Below are 17,229 nucleotides of genomic sequence, written 5' to 3' on the forward strand. Positions count from 1 at the left end.
GGGAATCCTGAATGTCGATCCGGCCTAGTCAATTGAGCCTGAGATCAATGCCCGGGTGGAGCTTCTTCAGATTTGGAAGTGACTTTGATTGCCACGGAAACTCCGATGTTCCGCGCACCGTCAGATGGACATTTGGCCTGTTGCGCGTTTCAATCGTGAGCTTGGCAAGCAGGTTGATTCCGGAAGAATTGAGAAACTGCAATCCCGTCACGTCTAAGGTAAGGCGATCCGGGTTCGCCTCAAGAGCGTCCATGACAAGGGCAAAAATCGGGGCATAAGCCTCCGCGCTCTGAAGACGCATGATCCCATCGAAGTAGATTTCTTTTTCATCCGACCAGACGCGATATTCTTCTTCTTTGATTTCCATATTGTGTCTGCCAATCAATTTGAGATGTCGGGGACCGTGATAGAGGCATAGGTTTCCAGCGGGATTTTATGATCCTGTAATCTGGAACCAAAAACCCACGCAAAGTGGGCACCATAATCGCTCATGAGCGTCAGAAGTCCAAGCCCTGAACTATTCGTGTTGCCGAGCGTCGCATTTGCTTCGATCTTCTCTATGAGCCGTTCGCCGGGATCTCCGGTCGTGATTTCTGAAAGCAGCTGCTGGAATCGCCGGGCCGTTGTCTGGTCGACGAAATTGGAAACCTTCACACGAAAGGTATTCGCCTCGATCGAGGTTTCCACGAGAATCTCACCGCCTTCGCGGAATTTTACGGCATTTTCTATCAGTTCATTGATCAGGTAACCAACGTTATGTCGCACCTCCCTGTATAGGCTGCGCGAAGCGCGGTAGGGCAATGCGACGAACTCGCCAACAAAGTCCGAAGTGATCGCGCAGTGCTTGAAGCCAAGATCCAGCGGCCCATCAAATAGTCGGAGTCGGGTAACGTTTTCGCCGGTACCTATCGTCAGATCTACCATTCCATATAAAGTCGTCATCGTTCACCTGTGTCTCATTACGACAAGAGTGATATCGTCGTGGATCTTCTGGGTGCCGATATGCGCCATCAGTTCCTTGATGATGCCTAATTTGACGTCTTCAGCGCTTCGCCCGTATAGCTCGCGCGCGCATTCGCAAAGTCTCTCTATGCCAAAAAGCTCCCCGTCCTGGTTCTCTGCCTCTGTGACGCCGTCGGTGTGGAGAATGATCATATCACCATGGCCGAAAGGGATTTCCCGTGTTGCCACGAAGAGCGAGATATCCGGCTCCAAACCGATCGGCAAACCGAGATCAAGGGTGTCGATCCGTTCCACCACTCCGAAATCCCGAACCACGATGAGTTCCTCATGCTGGCCTGAAAGCGTCAGGCGTCCCCCCTCGTAGTCTAGGAATGCGAGGGAAAGATGCTTGTTGGCGTTGGTTCTGAGGAGGTTCTTGTAGATGGTACGGTTGACACAATTGAGGAATTGCGAAGGGTTCATATCTCCCGCTTCCTGAAGAGCCCGCGCAACCGACTGAACCATCAGCATTAACACGCCGCTCTCCAAGCCATGTCCCGTGACATCACCGATGCCGATTTTCAAACGCTGTCCATCTCTTAAAACATCGTAGTAGTCGCCGCCGACTTCGTCGGCGGGCCGCATGTAGGCGACAATCTCCATATCCGTGATTTCTTCGAGTTCGCCAACATTGGGCAGAACCATCATCTGAATCCGGCGGGCGACTGCCAGTTCGGCGCCGAGACGCGAATTCTCACCACGAAGCTGCATGTTCAGCGACGAGATTTGCAGGTTGGCCTCTTCGATCTCCGTCGTGCGATCCTCCACCATTTGCTCAAGGTTCTCGGTATGAAAACTGATTTGCTCAGCCATGCGATTGAAGGCGGCGCCGGCCTCCCCGACCTCGTCGCGGGTCGGAATCTCGACCCTGACGGAATAGTCCTTGGCCTGAATGCGCTTGGCTGCACCGGCGAGCGCACTGATGCCGCTGGTTATGCGTTTGGACACCGCGAACACAGCCGTAGTCACGAAAACCAGAGATACGAGGAGCGCCAGGATCTGGTAGATCAATATCCTGTTCGTGGCCTGTGAAATTTTCGCCTGGGCAGCAAACAAGGAGGCGTAAATCTCGCGCTCGGGCACGACGATGCCAAGCGACATGGTTTCGCGCCGAACGGGGCCGGATCCCCACAGGTTTGTCGGCTCCAGCGACTTCACAACGACCAGATAGGGTACCTTCTCGCCGTTTTCGTTGAGCAGGATATGTTGCAGCAAGCCATCCTGTCCCAACGGCAATTGCGCGATCGCCGGCTGCCCGCTCTTGCGCAAGGAGCGTTCGACACCTGTCACACCTGCGCTATTTGTATCGCTCGATGCCCGGAGGCCGATCACCTTCTCTCCCACCGGGTTGATGGCGACGACATTGCCGTCCGACATTGTCAGGAAACCGAATCCATGATCGGCCACCTTGACGTTTTCCACGATCTGCGCCAACTGGTCGAGTGTGATATCCGCTCCCGCAGCTCCGGCAACACGCTTGCCACCGCCTGACCAAAGCGGCTGGAAGAAACTGACGATGAGTCGGCCGGTGATTGCGTCTGTATAGGGTGCCGTTTGGGTAATGTTGTTACCAACCGGACGCATTTCGGGATCTCGTCCCCATTGTTGCCACGACTCGTAGAGACCCGGGAAGAAGAATGTCCAGAAGTCTGCCTGGTTGTGACCCGGGTAGAGTTTGTCGAAAGTCTGAGCTTGGTCCGTATATGGCGCTGTTCTAAAAATTGGCCGCTCTTTCGGGCCGATGTAATACATCTGCAGCTTCGACTGGCCGTTCGCTAACAAGCTTGGAGCAATCAGGTCTAGTACCGCGCTGTTTTCGATCTCGTCCTGGACTTCCGAAAGAGGCCTATGATTGGCATCGAGAAGATATCCCCACACGCTGACAACGGAGAGAGGTCCAGGTTGGTTCTGCGCCCATCCCCCCTTTGCGTCGTAGACAACGGTAACCGCCGCGGGGGCGACACGTGACATTGCTTCCCCAATCTGGGAGTTTCTCACTGGACGGTCGAGTTGCGCCTGAAGAACGCCTGCTAAAGTACCGACGTCGGAATGGACCTGATCCAGGAGAAGATTGACGCGAGCGGCTGTCGCTTCGGCGTAGGAGCGAATGTAGTCTTGGTTGGCCTGTTCCAGGCCTTGTCCCACCTCTTGCGTAGCATCACGCGAGAGCCTCTGAACATTCCAGAGCGCCAGCCCGCCGCTGACGAGCAGATCGAACAGCACGGCACCGCCAACGACAAGGACGAACTTGGCGCGGAACGAGCGCAGGCCGAAACGGGGGGTGTGTTGCTGAGGTGCGTTCATCGAGGTTTGCGTCCTGACGCCACCCAGATCGGCCAGCCAGCATAGCCCTTAGGGTGGAGAGCAGCGAAAATGTGGTCTTGGAAACCTTGGCGGAAACGTTGGATAAATTCAGGAGAGTCGCCACGTTTCACGGCCATTTCACCGGCATAGACATTTTCCCAAGCAGCGATAACGTCAGCGAAATCCTGTGGATCCCCGTCCAGATTGCTAACCATGATTGACTCGACGACAATGTCTTCGAAGCCGGCGTCTGCAAAATACCGCCGGCTTTTAGGCCCCAGTTCCACGTCCATCTCGAAATGACTGAACAGTTTGGCCACTTCATTGTATGTCCATTGAATGCTCTGTGATCGAGGTTCGCCGAGGCAGTGCGAATTTTTCTCGTTGGTTACGTATACACGTCCTCCTGGCTTGCAGATTCGGTATAGCTCCGCCAGAAGCACGTCTGGACGGTTGAATATCTGCAACGAATGGCGGCAGCTCACGAAGTCGAACTGACTGTCTTCGAGCAACATTTCGGACGCGTCGCCGTAGGTATATTCGATATCTGTGATGCCAAACCCGGTTGCCACGTCCCGTGCATACGCAAGACTTGCCCTCGAATGGTCAAGAGCGACAATTCGCAGCGGCTGGAATTCTTTTTGAACAAGCACAGCAAAATCTCCGATGCCGCAGCAGATATCCGCCATCGCGATTCCGGGTCTCATTCCATGACGGGGAAGGATTGTGCGTTCGTGGCGCCAAGTCATTTTCGTTTGCGTGCGAAGTATCGGAATAAAGCTCGCGTCCTCCACAAAGCTCTGACCAGGGTAGAATTTGGAGTCGTAGACCTCGATCGTAATCTGCGGTTCGATCTTGTTCAAATGGGAGAACATGCGAGTGGTCCAGCCGACGACACTCGATGTGACGATTACGAAGCGAAGATCTGGCCGCGCCCGGCACGCGTCGAGAAACACCCGCACAAACGCGTGAAAAGCTGTGTTGTTCATCTGAATAAGGCGCTTTACGTTGATGTAGAGAACGCCGCGCACCTGGTCGATGGCCCCCTTGAGCATCGATATGTTCACTGCGATCTCGTCGACCGAACGCGGTCGGATCACGCCGGTAAGAGAAAACTCTTGGCTGTTGATGTCAAAAGCTGCGCTGAACGGTTTGGAAAAACTCCCAGTGCTCAATTCACAATTCCTTGAAGGGGTAAATCCACGACGAGTGTTATCGATGGGGGCGCACTATTTTCCAAGCGAATGCGAGCGTCAAAGTTGATCGCGAGATCCAAAAAAACAGCATCTCGATTTGATGCCAGGTCGGTCGAGATGGAATCGAGATGGCGCGCTAGTGCGTCCGCCCGGCGTGTTTTCGAGACTGCCTCTCCCACGAATTGTCTCTGGTGAGGAGGACACGGGAAGGTGAGTCTTACCCGTTCCACGGCACCGTGCCGATAGACGGCACAGTCGATCTGACCGTCGGGAGAGCCACCGCGAAACGAGACCTCCAATAGCTCGTTGAGGACTGATGAGAAGACGTTGGAGTGCCGAACAGGGTCTGTCCGATTGTGACTGACGATCCGACCGATGAATGTCGACAATTGATCGCAATGGTGCCAATCCGAAAGGAAGGTAGTCATCTCCATCTCAAGTTGAAGCAAGGGCTCAAAGGCCGCTTCCACAGACTCTCTGTCGGCCTCATTCATGCCCTCTCCTCTTCACATCGGCTTTTACCTGCTAAGAGCCTGCCGTCAGGATCTGAACGCAGTGCCGGCCCCGGCCTGAGGCTCGGACTTGGCGCCGCTGCGGTGCAGGAATGGGTGTAAGATGCCACGGCTAGGACATTACCAACGAAGATTGGCGAAGGAATTCGTCGATCGCTTCCGCAGGCATCGGAACGCCCAACAAATACCCCTGCAACTGATCGCACCCCTCCGTCTGGAGCCAATTTGCCTGTCCTCGCGTCTCGACGCCCTCGGCGGTGACGCGCATTCTCAAGCCGTGAGCGAGAGCGATTATAAATCTCACGATCGTCTGGCTCTTCTCATCGCTCTCGAGGTCCTTGATGAAATATTTGTCGATCTTGATCGTGTCGAAGGGGAAGTTTTTGAGATAGCTCAAAGAGGAATATTGAGTTCCAAAATCATCGAGCGAAATCTGAACGCCGAGTACATTCAGCGTATTGAGGGTGTCTAGATTGTTCGTCGTTCGCTCCAACAACACAGATTCGGTTATTTCGAGCTCAAGGCGATCAGCGCGCAAGCCGACGGCGTCCAGTGTCTGGGCCACCCGATCCGTCAGTCCTTCACGTAAAAACTCCGCCGGGGAAAGATTGACGGCTACCGTGAACTGGGCAGGCCACGTCCTCGCCGCTCGGCAAGCTTGCTCCAAAACCCATTGCCCAATTTCGCTCATGAGGCCGTCTGATTCAGCCATAGGAATGAAGACGCTCGGCGGTATCAGGCCCGCAAGTGGGTGACGCCATCGCAAAAGTGCTTCAAAGCCCACGATTGAAAATGGTGGCTTCACCAGAGGCTGATACTCAACGAAGAATTGCCCCTCTTGAAGGGCAATCCGCAAACTACGGCGGAACATCTCGCGTTGCTCCAGGGCGATGAGCATCGCTCGACTGAACGTCCGTGCTCGGCCGCGACCATCTCTCTTTGCCGCGTAAAGCGCAATGTCCGCAGCCTTCATCAACTGCTCGTTTTCGTTTCCATCGCTAGGCGCTACCGCAACCCCCACGCTCGCTCCCACGAAGACATTGATATCCTCAACCGTAAACGGCTCCTTGAAAGCGTTGACAATCGCATCAGCCAGGCGCTCTGCCTCGATTGGCTGGTCGACTTTCCGCTGAATAACCGCAAACTCGTCACCCGCCAGCCGGTAAGCAGTCTCCCGCTCCCCAAGCACTCTCTTTATTCTTTCCGCTGCCATTTTGAGAACTGCATCACCTGCACCGTGGCCCAATGTGTCATTGATGGGCTTGAAATCATCAAGATCTATTTGCATCACAGCCAGCTTCGCGTCGGCTACCACTGGTAGAATGCCGTGCAACTCATCGCTGAACTGGCGCCGGTTTGGTAATCCTGTCAGAACATCATGGGTTGCCTGGTGAAGAAGCCGAGCGCGATCGTTCTCACCTTGATTAGTTGACTCACAACCGGTCGAGTTTCCTTCCGCTTCAACGACTCCTATTCCGTGAGCAGTTCGAAAGATAAGCAGACTGCGGTGAATACCCGTTGTTGCATCTGGAATTTCGACATTCCGCGGCACCCCGCCGGTAAACAGGGATTCAACGACGGACTTAGATTTAGTAGCAACTAGCTCGGGGTAGATGTACCACAAGGTTGCGTCAACCAGGGGGGCAACGACGTATCTTACCCTGTGCCTCGGCGAAGCGTCGATAAGATGGAGGCTTTCATCGTAAAAAGAGATCAACTCATCGGTTTCGGACAAGGAGCGGTGCTCAACTGAGGGGGGACCGGACAGCGGCGATTCGGCATCTGACATCCTTGCCTCTCCCTTCTGTTGCAGAAACTCCCGGCAGCGATTGCGCCAACCTATCTCAGACCGCATCACATTCAGATGCACAATGTTATTCCAATCCTACCGCTCCATATAGAACTATCGCGCGAAGTGTGTTGGTCAATGCCACTCGCCCTTCGAGAAGCATAACATTGTAAAATCTCGCTCTCTCAGAGAGCGTGTGAGCGCGGCTCGGTCACGGCCATCCGTGAAGTTCTTCTTTTAACACTCGCCGCTAAAACACGCAACTTGGGCGATTGTCCAAACTCCAACCCGGTGAGGACTGGAGCGAGCTGCCACCGATTCCCGGGTACATAGCCTCGTCGTACCTGTTGACCGCGGTCATTCGTGTTTGAGCACTGGCCCACATGTTTTGGTGTGATCAGAACACTGAGCTAGCGCCAAGAAATACTTTGATTCAAGCGATTGCTGCCTTGATCATCGTTGACTGACACGGCAGTTTCTCTGCGTATGATGAGAGCCAAGATCTGAAAGGGTCATCCATTCTATAAGGGGTAGCGAAATCGTTGGCCATCCCGTATAGTTTCCTCAAGGCAATGGAGGTTGCCTGAGGAGGATCTCATGAGCGAAAGCGCTTTTGGTTTTTTGTTGGCCGCTGAAATATCCGCCCTTATCTGGGCGGCAGTATTCGTGGTGGCATTCTCGGCTTCGTAGCTGGCGTGGGCAAATCCTAAACCGTCATCATTCAGAAAAGGGGACTGTTTGCGCGTTCATTTCACATTCAACGAAGGTACCGGGATCCAGCAGGACGGCACCCACGACTATCTGAATGTGGAGGAGCCGCGTATTCGTCGATCTCGTTCGCTCTCTCCGGATCCGGTGAGAGGCGGATGTAATAGGTTAAATTCCGCCGCTTTTGCCACAGCACTCCGTTACGCCTTCGTGCGCTTCTGCCCAAGACCTATATCCCGAGCGAGTTGGGACCGCTTCTCGGCGTAGGCTCGGGCTACCATCGGATAATCGTCCGGCAACCCCCACTTCGCGCGGTATTCATCAGGGGTCATATTGTAGCTGGTGGCGAGGTGGCGTTTCATCGATTTGAATTGTTTGCCATTTTCCAGACAGATGATGAATGCATCGGTGACCGACTTCCGGATCGGAACTGCAGGCTTCTGTTTTTCGGGAAGTGATACCGGCAGCGTCACAACATCCGCGAGCTGCGTGTTTTCCAAGGCTGCGTGCACGCCGGCAATTAACTCAGCAAGCCCTGTAGCCGGAACGATATGCTTCTGCACGTAAGCGGAAACAATGCCCGTGGTTAGCCCAACAAGACGGCTGGCTTCTTTGCGTTCTATCTTCAGCATTTGTTCTCCAAGCCCTACAGCGATCATTTGTCGATTGACACCTACGGTTTGTCCGCTGGCAATCAACTGCGAAATCTAGCTTTTGCGGATATTTGAAAAATTGCCGGGGATCGGTTGCTCCGGCAAAAGGAAACCCACCGATGCGGGTGAGTGGGGTGGGAGAGAAGTGAGGTGCGCGTAGCAATAGCGTTTCGCGCGTACCCAGTACACTGCCCACCAAGGGTAAAAGACAGGTCGACAAGTCTAGTGTCTCGAGCCGTCTTTTATGATCACCCCAATCCTGAAATCCATCGGGAACCGCAAACCCCGGATCTGCCCGGCTGATGCCAGTAGAACAGCGCGGACGCCTTGGTTTGGTCCCTGATCGATTGACGCCGCTACCGTGCCTATATCAAGCGCTGCATCAGCCAGGGTTCCACTGGTCGGTATTCCGACAAAGTTGCGCATGTCGCGGATTGTAACGATAGAGTGCAGCAGCCGGACTTTTTCTGCGATGGATGTATTCCAGGATCAGATCGTCCACATACTCTTCGGCGTCTTCTTTGTCCCATCATTTCAACAACGGTGCATTCAGCTGGTGCCGACTTTCGGTCGCGCTTTACATCTTCATGAAGTGCTGCTGCCGGTCTACCTTAGTCGATCCCCATGCAGATCGGCGCGTTAGGAGAGAATGTGTCCTTAAATGCCGACCGCTCTGGCCCACGCGCATTCGAACGCAGGTACCGGCATAGAGAACCCCTTGAGCTGCAATTGTTCGATTTCTGTAAAAATAGCGCTGCTGTGCTGATTCCGGAGCACATTCTCCGAAACAAGAATCTGATCGGTCGAGGCCGCCGAGCATAAACGGGCAGCTAGCTGAACTGTCCTGCCAAAAAGATCGTTGCTGTCCTCGACGGGTTCTCCGCAATCGATGCCGATCCGAATGTGTATGGGCTCGGTGTTGCCTCGGTCGTAAGCAGGAACTCCTGAAGAATGGCGGTAGCGCAATCAACGGCCTGCGTGGTGGATACGAAGGACGCCATTATGTCGTCGCCAGTGTGTTTGACCTCGCTCCCGCCGCATCCTTTTAGGCACCTTCGGACGATGGAATCATGCCCCCTGACAAGCTCTGTACCCATGAGGTCGCCGAGGCGGGAGGTCATTTCAGTCGACCCGACAATATCCGTGAACATAATCGCTCGGTGTGCGTAGTCCTTATCTTGCGTATTTCCGGTAAGAGGTTCGGGATCGCTGATCCGGCCGAGAAAAGCCTCAACCGCCGATATGGCCACCTCGACAACCTCGCCGGCAACATAGCCGTGTGCAACGCGATGAACGCATTGAGCGGTTTCCTTGTCCGGAGCATCTATCAGGCAAAAGGCAGTGCCGCGCTGATGGTCGAACCAGTAGGTCAGGAACTTCACTCCGTACTCGTCCTGGACTTCGAGATCCTTCTGATGCGCCTGGGCAACGTCGGCTGCGCTAAATCCTTTGAGTTCATGGCGATCCATGAAGATGGCCATCGTCTTCCTCACCGGTCTCAGGTCCATGGGAAGTCTATGCCCAATCAGGTTTTTGGGCAATCGATCGATTCCCGCTCGGTTTGTGTGAACTGCTGACGCTGCTTTCAAAAGTAGCCAAGCTCGAAATATGACCCGATGGAGTTGCGCGAATTGTTTCTATTTTAACAGCCAGACTGGCCGGCGCCAAACTCGCGTGACCATCAATCACCGGAAGAGATGTTGGAGCTCGGCAGGCGATTGCTGCAGGTCAAGGCGAAGCTTCCTCACGGCCATTTCGGGCTGTGGGTGCGGGAGAAGTCCGGCCAGACCGAAAACTCGGTCCAGCGGTATATGAAGCTCGCCAAAAAGGGCTGAGGAGGCGCCAAATGTTCGGCCATTCAATTTAACCATTCTTTAATAAACGGATTGCACAACTCTAAATATGTGCCATCCTTCCCCCTATAAAAAGGGGGGAATTCTTATGGCAAAAGTTTTTATCGATACCAATGAAATTGAATTCGACCTGAGCAGTTCGCGCTGCAGAGGAGACGTCGAAAGAGCCTTCCACTCGATGCTGATTGAACTTTGTAAAAAAGGCTGGCATCCCGCCGCCGTGGCAATGGCATTGGCCGATACAGCAGAGGACTTCATTATGGAGTTGGCCGAGAAGCCGTCACGCGATATTCCATTTGGGTCACAAACCCCCACCAAGGGCACCAGGGCTCATTAATGTGAGATGCAAACACACTGCGGAGCACGAACTGAGCCACCTCGCCTATTCGTTCGGCGGGGTGGAGCGCTCGATGGCAGCCTATTACCCTGATGTCTTGATGCGGGCATCCATCATCTCTTGCTCGACGGCCTCGACGGCTAAGTCCTTCGAAGCCGCGTACCACGGGGAGCCACGCTCCGCATATCCGAGTGGGTGTAGGTATCAAGGCATCGAGGTACACTGGCCGGTGCATCCTTAAAGTTGCTATTTCGATTTTAATACACAACTAACGTCTGTCGACTACAACGCAGGCGAGAGTGGGTGCGCGGATTAGGCAATCTCACAGATTGCTAATTTGGGAAACGGTGATGTTGAATCAATACGACGCGACCCCCCTCAACGGTCGTGAAGATGCCACGGGCCTGTTGCATGCCACGATCGACAACTTCCCGGCGGTATCTGTGTGCTCGACAACGACCTCACGATGCTCGTAACCAATCGAAAATTCTATGAGCTGCTAGATCTGTCCGAAGAGATGTTTCCGGTGGGCTCCAACCTCGAAGGCGTGTTCCGGTACAACGCACGCCGTGGTGAATACGGCACCGGCGACCCCGAAGAAAAGGTGCGCGAGCGCCTCAGCCACGTCAGGCGCTTCGAGGAGCATTGCTTCGATCGCGAGGTCGGAACGGGTCTGGTCATCGAGATGCGATCAGCACCAAAGCCGGGGGGCGGGAGCGTTCTGACCTACCTCGACGTCACCGTCAACCGACGGGCTGAGCAGGCGCTCCTCAGACATAAGGAAATACTTGAGGAGCTTGTCTTGCGTCGCACCGAAGAAATCGAACGACAGGCTGAGGAACTGAGAAGACTGCTCGACCAAGAACGGCATATCAACGAGCTGCAACGCCAGTTCGTAACGATGACCTCTCATGAGTTCAGGACGCCGCTCGCCATCATCGACGGTGCGGCCCAGCGCCTCCAGCGGCGCAGGTATGCCATCACGAGCGAGTTAGTTGAAGAAAAGGCGGGACTTATCCGCGGCGCCGTTTCGAGAATGGTGGACCTGATGGAGAGCTTCCTGTCGGCGGGCCGCATCGAACACGGAAACATGACATACGAATTCCGTCCCTGTTCCTTGAGGGAGATTGTTGAGCGGTGTGTTGCCCGGCAGCAATCCATTACTGCCACCCACCGTTTCCATTTGGAACTTAACAATCTCCCACCCGTTGTGGTTGCTGACACAGTGGCGATGGAACAAGTGTTCACAAACCTCATCTCAAACGCAGTGAAGTATGCTCCGGTTTCGCCGGACATCTACATAACCGGGTATTCAGAAGTGGGCAGCGCCTGCCTGACTGTCACCGACACAGGGGTCGGCATTGATGCCGACGACCTGCCAAAAATGTTCCAGCGCTACTTCCGTGCCAGAAGTTCGACTGGGATTGCGGGGACGGGAATTGGCCTAAACCTGGTGAAACAGATCGTTGAGGCACATAGGGGGAATATTTCGCTCGAAAGCCGGAAGGCCAAAGGGTCCACGTTCACCGTAACTCTTCCTATCACCAACCCAATGCTCACCGTCGCTGGATGCGGCGAAGCGAAAGCAGGTTAAGCCCATGATCACCATCCTTTGCGTCGAAGATGAAGACGACATCCGCAACCTTCTGGTCGAAGAGATCAGCGAAGCCGGGTTTACTACGCTCGAAGCCACAAATGGAAAGCAGGCACTCGACCTGATCATCAGCAATTGGCCTGATATCGTCGTGTGCGATATCACCATGCCTGAAATGAATGGGCATCAGTTGTTCGCCGAAATACAGATGAACCACGAGCAGCTTGCCAACATTCCGTTCATCTTCCTGACGGCTCTGAGCGACAAGGACAATATGGTCACGGCGCTTAAAGCAGGAGCGGCTGATTATCTTACCAAGCCGGTCGATTTTGATTTGCTGATGGCGAAAATCCAGGGCTGCGTCGCGCGACTGGAGAATGACCGGAAAATGGGGCGGGCGTTCTAAAGTCATTATCCCAGCCTCGGGCCGACGTGCTGCAGATTTCTGTCATCATTCTCTTTGAAGAGCGGCTAACGCAGTATCTGGCGAGGCCGGAGGTGTGCCCGTGTCTTTCGAAAGTTTGAGGCACAGCTCCAAAGAGCCCCACTGAAGGGGCCCGATGGAGAGCTGACTGCCAGAATATTGGAGTTCTAATCAAGCATGGGCGCCACTGATCAGATCTTCAATCTTTGCATCGAACGCAACCGCCTGTCTCGCCATTGTGAAGTGTCGCTTCACAATGGCGAGACAGGCGGTACAGCCAAAAATTCCGGCGGGAACGGCGCTCTTTGATCCTTGAGACTACTGACCCAGGCTAGTCATAGGAGCGGGATGGTTCGGCAAAAAGCTCTCGCAGTTCGCTTGACATCGGCAGTCGCATGTTGATCCCGTTGGGCGGGATCGGCTTCGTGAACCACCTGTTGTAGATGGGTTCGATCTCCCCGCTGCGATAGATTTCAGTGAGCGCCGCGTTCACCGCATCCTTGAAGTCCTGATCGTCATGTCTAATCATCAAACCATAGGGCTCTGGCCGCCCGAGGGCATCGCTCGAAAGGGCATAGTCGTCAGGTTGATCTGAGGCGGCAATCATCGCGGCGAGAAGAATACCGTCCATCACGAAGGCCGAAGCACGACCTTCCGCCACCAATTTGAAGGCGGCCGTGTGGCTTTCGACGGGCATGACAGCGATGTGCAGCCCGCGCGTGCGATTGATGGAGTTGAGCTGGCCGATATTGGTGGTGCCCGACGTGGCCGCAATCGTATGCCCTGCGAGATCGCCAATGGATTTCAGATTGCTTTTCTTGAGGGAAACGAACTGGGTGCCCGTGACGAAGTGGCTGTAGGAAAACGCGACGCTCTTGCGCCGCTCGGCGTTGTTGGTGCTCGCCACGCATTCGATGTCGAATTTCCCGTCCCGCAGCATCGCAACGCGGTTGCTGGGAGTGCGCTCGACATATTCTATTGCCAGTGCCGCAAGGCCAAGTTTCTGCTTGAGGAGATCCACGACCCGGACACAAAGTTCGGTCGAATAGCCCGTAACCGTGCCGTCCGGCGCCCTGTAGGAAAACGGAATGTCCTCGGCGCTGTAGCCGATCCTGATCACACCGCTATCGGCGATCGTCTTGAGCGTTGACTCCGGAGCTTGGGCCGATCCAGCCCCGGCGGAGGCAAATATCATAAGTGCTGTCAGTGCAGATCGTATCAGTGGCGACATGGTGTTTCTCCCGGACTTCTGGCGCATCAGCAAAATCTTCCTATTCCAGATAGTCCGTCGGATTCGCAAAGGCGTCTCTCAGGGCGGGTGTCATTGGCAGACCGAGATTCATCCCATCGGGTGGAATCGGCGACGTGAACCATTTGGCATAAAGTGTCTCGATTTCGGGGCTGGTGAAAATCTCCTTCAAGGAAGCGTTCACGAGGGATCTGAACTCCTCGTCGCCATGACGGATCATCAGACCATAAGGTTCGGGCTTGCTGAGGGTTTCCTCCGAGAGGCGATATTTCGAAGGATCCTTCGTCTCGGCGACCATGGCGGCAAGCAGGATGCCGTCCATGACGAACGCGGACGCCCGACCCGAAACGACCAATTTGAAGGACTCTTCATTGGTCTTGGTTGGCATCACACCGATGTTCAGCTTTTTCTCGCGATTGATGGTGTTCAACTGGTCGATGTTGACCGTGCCGGATGCAGATGCAACCGAACGCCCAGCAAGATCCTCCAGGGTTTGAATACCATCCTCGCGGCGCGTGACGAACTGAGTGGCGGTCTGGAAATGTGGATAGGAGAAGGCGACGACTTTGCGTCTTTCGGCATTATTTGTTGTGGCGGCACATTCGATATCGACCTTCCCGCTCTTGACGAGAATGAAACGGGTCGCCGGTGTTGCCAGCACATATTCGACTTTGAGAGTGTCGAGTTTCAAGTGCTGCTTGATGCCTGCGATCACGCGATTGCAAAGGTCCACCGAGAAGCCGACAATCTTGCCGTCGGGCGTCTTGTAGGAGAACGGTGGTTCTGCCTCGCGATAGCCAAGTGTGACTGTGCCGGTTTCGGCGATCTTCTTCAGAGTGCTTTCTGCACTTTGCGCCATCGCGGCCACCGGTAGGAAAAGTCCGGGCACGATGCACAGAGTGAAATTCAGAATACGCAATTCGCTTCTCCGATCGTTATCTGCTCAATCCGGCGGGAACCGTCACCCGAGCATGCTGTTGGCGTGTCGTCAATTTACTCACTGCGTAGGTCGGACGGCGGGTTTAACGCTGGCATTCCATTCACATTCAACGTCGTCAATCGGCTTGGGACGGGCAAAGTAATAGCCCTGTGCATGGGTGCAACCGGCTGCCTTCAGGATGAGCAACTGTTCCTCGGTCTCGACGCCTTCCGCAGTGACTTCTATATCCAGTTCGCGGGCCAAATTGGTGATTGCGCCGACGATGGCGCGCGAGGTGGCATGGGTCGGAAGATGCGCGATGAAGCCTCTGTCGATCTTGATTTTGCTGAAGGACATGTCGGCCAGATAGCTGAGGGACGCGTAGCCGGTGCCGAAATCGTCGAGGACGATCGCAATGCCCATGGAGCGCAGCGTTTCGAGTGCCTCCCTGCTCTGGGCACCAGCCAGCATCACACTTTCAGTGACTTCCAGTTCGAGCCTTGACGATGCCAGGCCCGACGATCTGAGCGCAGCGGCGGCGGCCTCGACGATACTGCCCTGGCGAAGCTGGACCGGAGACAGATTGACGGCAAGTTTGATCTGATCGGGCCAGGCCATCGCGTCTTTCGCGGCGCGCTTTAGAACCCATTCTCCAAGCGCTACAATGATGCCGGTTTCTTCCGCCAGCGGAATGAAACGATTGGGGGCGATCAAGCCAAGTTGGGGATGACGCCAGCGGACAAGCGCTTCGAAGCCGCAGACCGCTTTGGTGGTCAGATTGACGACGGGCTGATAGTGCAGTTCGAATTCTTGACGCTGAAGTGCGAACTTCAAATCCATCTCAAGGGCGTGCTGATCCTGCACGACCATGTCCATGCCTTCCTCAAAGACAATCGCCGTCCCGCGGCCGGCGGCCTTCGCGCGATAGAGGGCGAGATCGGCGTTCTGGAGTAGCTGGCTGGCGGTCGTGCCGTGCGCAGGGGCACAGGCAATACCGATGCTGGTGCCGATGACCACTTCGTGGCCCTCCAGCAAAAATCCGGAGGAGATCGTTTCCAGCAAGCGCGCCGCAAGCGTTCGAGCTTCCTGTTCCGGATTTCGGTTGACGCGCTGCACGATGGCAAATTCGTCCCCGCCGAGGCGAGCGGCCAGATCGCCCGGACCCAAAACGGTGGTGATGCGGTTCGACGTGGTTGTCAGAAGCAGGTCGCCGCAAGCATGCCCCAGCGTATCGTTGACCACCTTGAAACGATCAAGATCGAGCAGCAGAACATTGAAGCCGTCCGATTTGGCAATGTGTTCCAGCGCCTGGTCGAGGGTGTTGATCAACAGCGCGCGATTGGCAAGGCCGGTCAGTGCATCGTGGTGGGCCATATGTTCAAGTTTGACAGCCATATCGCGAATTTCGCGCAAACGGCCACGCTCGACCACGGCCTCGCGCAAAGCTTCAATCGCCCTTGCCAAATCACCGATTTCATCGCTGCGATCCTGGAAAGGCGTTACCTTGTCCGTGACTTCGCTGGCGATCTGCAGTGTGGCTTGAACGAGGGCAGGCACCGGCCTGAAGAGGCGCTTTGCCATGACGGTGGCTAGCACGCCAGTAAGGAGGAGAATGGTCAGCAATATGAAGAGCGAATTGCGAACCAACTCATCCTGCGCGCGGTTGAGGTTTGTAGCCTTGCCGATGCTCATCGCGACCACGCCGAGAATGGCGGTGTCCGGACCGACGATCGGCAGCAGACCGATATAGTGCTTTTCGCCCCCGATCGTTGCAAAGCCCATCGCAAAGCGCCCCTTGATGGCGTCGCCGACAAAGAGCGGCTCGTTCGGAGCGACGAAACCGCCGCCCGCCGCTGAGCTACCGGAAGAGGTCGCAACATCGACAAAAGCTCGGGTTTCTGCGTCATAACGCAACAGCCAAGTGTCGTTCTTGGTTTGTGCGGTAATCAGTGCCAGCACATCCGTCGGGTTGAAACCTGTGTAGAGGATGGAATCGTCGTCGCCAATCGGCTGGCTGGTGACGATGCGCTCCACCTGACCACCCTGATCTGTTTCGATGGCGATATAAGTATAGATGTTGCGCAAAGTGGCGCTGGCAATCTGCGTGTTGATGCGTGCCTGATTCTTCCACTGCTCTTTCGCTGAATCGACGAACATCGACCAACCCACAAGTGCGCCGACACTGTACGCAAGCATGATGCCGGCGAGAAAAACGACAATCATCTTGAACAGCAGCGACCGTTTCCAGGCAGTCGTCAACGCGAAGGCCGAAGTCCAGCCTTCCAACCGATCGTCACCCCGACTGGAGACTTCTTTCAATCTTGCGGGATCTTGTGCTTGGTGCATGTCAACAGTCATCAAGCGAGCGCCAATCAACGTGTAATGTCAGCCATTTGCAAAGGATAGTTGAGAGAGGTTTCTAATTGATTGAGCCAGCGGGTGATTGTCGACTGGAAGATGAGGTGCGGATGAAGGTAAGGATGCTGCGGATCGGCATCGGCTAAAGCTGCGCCTTCGACCCTTGGAGCGAGCGATATAATCTTTGTTTTTGCTGAGACGCAGCAAGGTCAAATGCTCAGGCTATGGAAGAATTTCATCAGCAGCCGTTGGTCGAACTGACCTTCTTGCTCGAGCATAAACCTCGCTGCGTCTCTTGGGCTCCAAGCCTTCTTATATGCTCGCACCGAGG

The 17,229-nt window shown here is 55.0% G+C and carries 14 protein-coding genes and 2 pseudogenes; 5 read left to right on the top strand and 11 right to left on the bottom strand.

Annotated elements, in window-relative coordinates:
* Positions 1 to 28: 28 nt before the first annotated feature.
* The 8 genes and pseudogenes from J2Z75_RS25990 to J2Z75_RS26025 all read right to left on the bottom strand — a co-directional run bounded on the left by J2Z75_RS25990 (position 29) and on the right by J2Z75_RS26025 (position 9,645).
* Entirely contained in the window at positions 29 to 367 is a 339-nt protein-coding gene (locus J2Z75_RS25990; protein WP_209856399.1) for a slr1659 superfamily regulator, read from the bottom strand.
* Between the two features lie 14 nt (positions 368 to 381).
* A complete protein-coding gene (locus tag J2Z75_RS25995; protein ID WP_209856401.1) occupies positions 382 to 942 on the bottom strand; it encodes a slr1658 superfamily regulator in 561 nt (186 codons plus the stop codon).
* A 3-nt stretch (positions 943 to 945) separates the two neighbouring features.
* Positions 946 to 3,306: a SpoIIE family protein phosphatase gene (locus J2Z75_RS26000; RefSeq protein ID WP_209856403.1), complete on the bottom strand. Its 2,361-nt coding sequence runs from the start codon at positions 3,304 to 3,306 to the stop codon at positions 946 to 948.
* Positions 3,303 to 4,481, bottom strand: coding sequence for a class I SAM-dependent methyltransferase (locus tag J2Z75_RS26005; protein WP_209856405.1), 1,179 nt, complete (start codon positions 4,479 to 4,481; stop codon positions 3,303 to 3,305). Before J2Z75_RS26005 ends, J2Z75_RS26000 begins: the two co-directional genes overlap by 4 nt.
* Entirely contained in the window at positions 4,478 to 4,996 is a 519-nt protein-coding gene (locus J2Z75_RS26010; protein ID WP_209856407.1) for a ubiquinone biosynthesis methyltransferase UbiE, read from the bottom strand. The genes J2Z75_RS26005 and J2Z75_RS26010 overlap by 4 nt, the downstream gene beginning before the upstream one ends.
* 130 nt (positions 4,997 to 5,126) lie before the next feature.
* The gene (locus J2Z75_RS26015; RefSeq protein WP_209856409.1) at positions 5,127 to 6,803 is read right to left on the bottom strand and encodes a putative bifunctional diguanylate cyclase/phosphodiesterase; all 1,677 of its coding nucleotides are present in this window, start codon (positions 6,801 to 6,803) and stop codon (positions 5,127 to 5,129) included.
* Positions 6,804 to 7,711: 908 nt separating this feature from the next.
* Positions 7,712 to 8,143, bottom strand: a complete 432-nt coding sequence (locus tag J2Z75_RS26020) for a MucR family transcriptional regulator (RefSeq protein WP_209856410.1) — start codon at positions 8,141 to 8,143, stop codon at positions 7,712 to 7,714.
* Between the two features lie 678 nt (positions 8,144 to 8,821).
* Positions 8,822 to 9,645, bottom strand: a pseudogene (locus J2Z75_RS26025) (nickel-binding protein).
* A 216-nt stretch (positions 9,646 to 9,861) separates the two neighbouring features.
* On the opposite strand from J2Z75_RS26025, the gene J2Z75_RS26030 reads away from it, so the two are divergent.
* From J2Z75_RS26030 to J2Z75_RS26045, 5 genes and pseudogenes are all read left to right on the top strand, one after another.
* A complete protein-coding gene (locus tag J2Z75_RS26030) occupies positions 9,862 to 9,999 on the top strand; it encodes a DUF3102 domain-containing protein (RefSeq protein ID WP_209856412.1) in 138 nt (45 codons plus the stop codon).
* A 106-nt stretch (positions 10,000 to 10,105) separates the two neighbouring features.
* Positions 10,106 to 10,354, top strand: coding sequence for a hypothetical protein (locus tag J2Z75_RS26035; RefSeq protein ID WP_209856413.1), 249 nt, complete (start codon positions 10,106 to 10,108; stop codon positions 10,352 to 10,354).
* Between the two features lie 436 nt (positions 10,355 to 10,790).
* Positions 10,791 to 11,429 (top strand): annotated as a pseudogene (locus J2Z75_RS29750) (PAS-domain containing protein); the annotation flags it as partial.
* Positions 11,430 to 11,444: 15 nt separating this feature from the next.
* Entirely contained in the window at positions 11,445 to 11,948 is a 504-nt protein-coding gene (locus J2Z75_RS29755) for a sensor histidine kinase (RefSeq protein ID WP_407692821.1), read from the top strand.
* A gap of 4 nt (positions 11,949 to 11,952) precedes the next feature.
* Positions 11,953 to 12,354, top strand: a complete 402-nt coding sequence (locus J2Z75_RS26045; protein WP_209856414.1) for a response regulator transcription factor — start codon at positions 11,953 to 11,955, stop codon at positions 12,352 to 12,354.
* 349 nt (positions 12,355 to 12,703) lie between these two features.
* Here the strand turns inward: J2Z75_RS26045 and J2Z75_RS26050 are convergent, their stop codons facing one another.
* The 3 genes from J2Z75_RS26050 to J2Z75_RS26060 form a co-directional block, all read right to left on the bottom strand.
* A complete protein-coding gene (locus J2Z75_RS26050) occupies positions 12,704 to 13,603 on the bottom strand; it encodes an amino acid ABC transporter substrate-binding protein (RefSeq protein ID WP_209856415.1) in 900 nt (299 codons plus the stop codon).
* Between the two features lie 40 nt (positions 13,604 to 13,643).
* Positions 13,644 to 14,540 carry an amino acid ABC transporter substrate-binding protein gene (locus J2Z75_RS26055; RefSeq protein WP_407692819.1) on the bottom strand — a complete coding sequence of 299 codons (897 nt, stop codon included), beginning with the start codon at positions 14,538 to 14,540 and terminating at the stop codon, positions 13,644 to 13,646.
* A 78-nt stretch (positions 14,541 to 14,618) separates the two neighbouring features.
* Entirely contained in the window at positions 14,619 to 16,916 is a 2,298-nt protein-coding gene (locus J2Z75_RS26060; protein WP_234937573.1) for a bifunctional diguanylate cyclase/phosphodiesterase, read from the bottom strand.
* Positions 16,917 to 17,229 lie beyond the last annotated feature (313 nt).

Source organism: Rhizobium herbae (genome assembly GCF_017873135.1).
Taxonomy (GTDB): Bacteria; Pseudomonadota; Alphaproteobacteria; order Rhizobiales; family Rhizobiaceae; genus Pararhizobium; species Pararhizobium herbae.

Bases quoted from the DNA above. Each gene is read 5' to 3' on its own strand.
- J2Z75_RS26030 (WP_209856412.1), top strand. From the start codon at position 9,862: ATGTTGGAGCTCGGCAGGCGATTGCTGCAGGTCAAGGCGAAGCTTCCT.
- J2Z75_RS26045 (WP_209856414.1), top strand. From the start codon at position 11,953: ATGATCACCATCCTTTGCGTCGAAGATGAAGACGACATCCGCAACCTT.
- J2Z75_RS26050 (WP_209856415.1), bottom strand. From the start codon at position 13,603: ATGTCGCCACTGATACGATCTGCACTGACAGCACTTATGATATTTGCC.
- J2Z75_RS26020 (WP_209856410.1), bottom strand. From the start codon at position 8,143: ATGCTGAAGATAGAACGCAAAGAAGCCAGCCGTCTTGTTGGGCTAACC.
- J2Z75_RS26000 (WP_209856403.1), bottom strand. From the start codon at position 3,306: ATGAACGCACCTCAGCAACACACCCCCCGTTTCGGCCTGCGCTCGTTC.
- J2Z75_RS26035 (WP_209856413.1), top strand. From the start codon at position 10,106: ATGGCAAAAGTTTTTATCGATACCAATGAAATTGAATTCGACCTGAGC.
- J2Z75_RS26015 (WP_209856409.1), bottom strand. From the start codon at position 6,803: ATGTCAGATGCCGAATCGCCGCTGTCCGGTCCCCCCTCAGTTGAGCAC.
- J2Z75_RS29755 (WP_407692821.1), top strand. From the start codon at position 11,445: ATGACATACGAATTCCGTCCCTGTTCCTTGAGGGAGATTGTTGAGCGG.
- J2Z75_RS25990 (WP_209856399.1), bottom strand. From the start codon at position 367: ATGGAAATCAAAGAAGAAGAATATCGCGTCTGGTCGGATGAAAAAGAA.
- J2Z75_RS25995 (WP_209856401.1), bottom strand. From the start codon at position 942: ATGACGACTTTATATGGAATGGTAGATCTGACGATAGGTACCGGCGAA.
- J2Z75_RS26010 (WP_209856407.1), bottom strand. From the start codon at position 4,996: ATGAATGAGGCCGACAGAGAGTCTGTGGAAGCGGCCTTTGAGCCCTTG.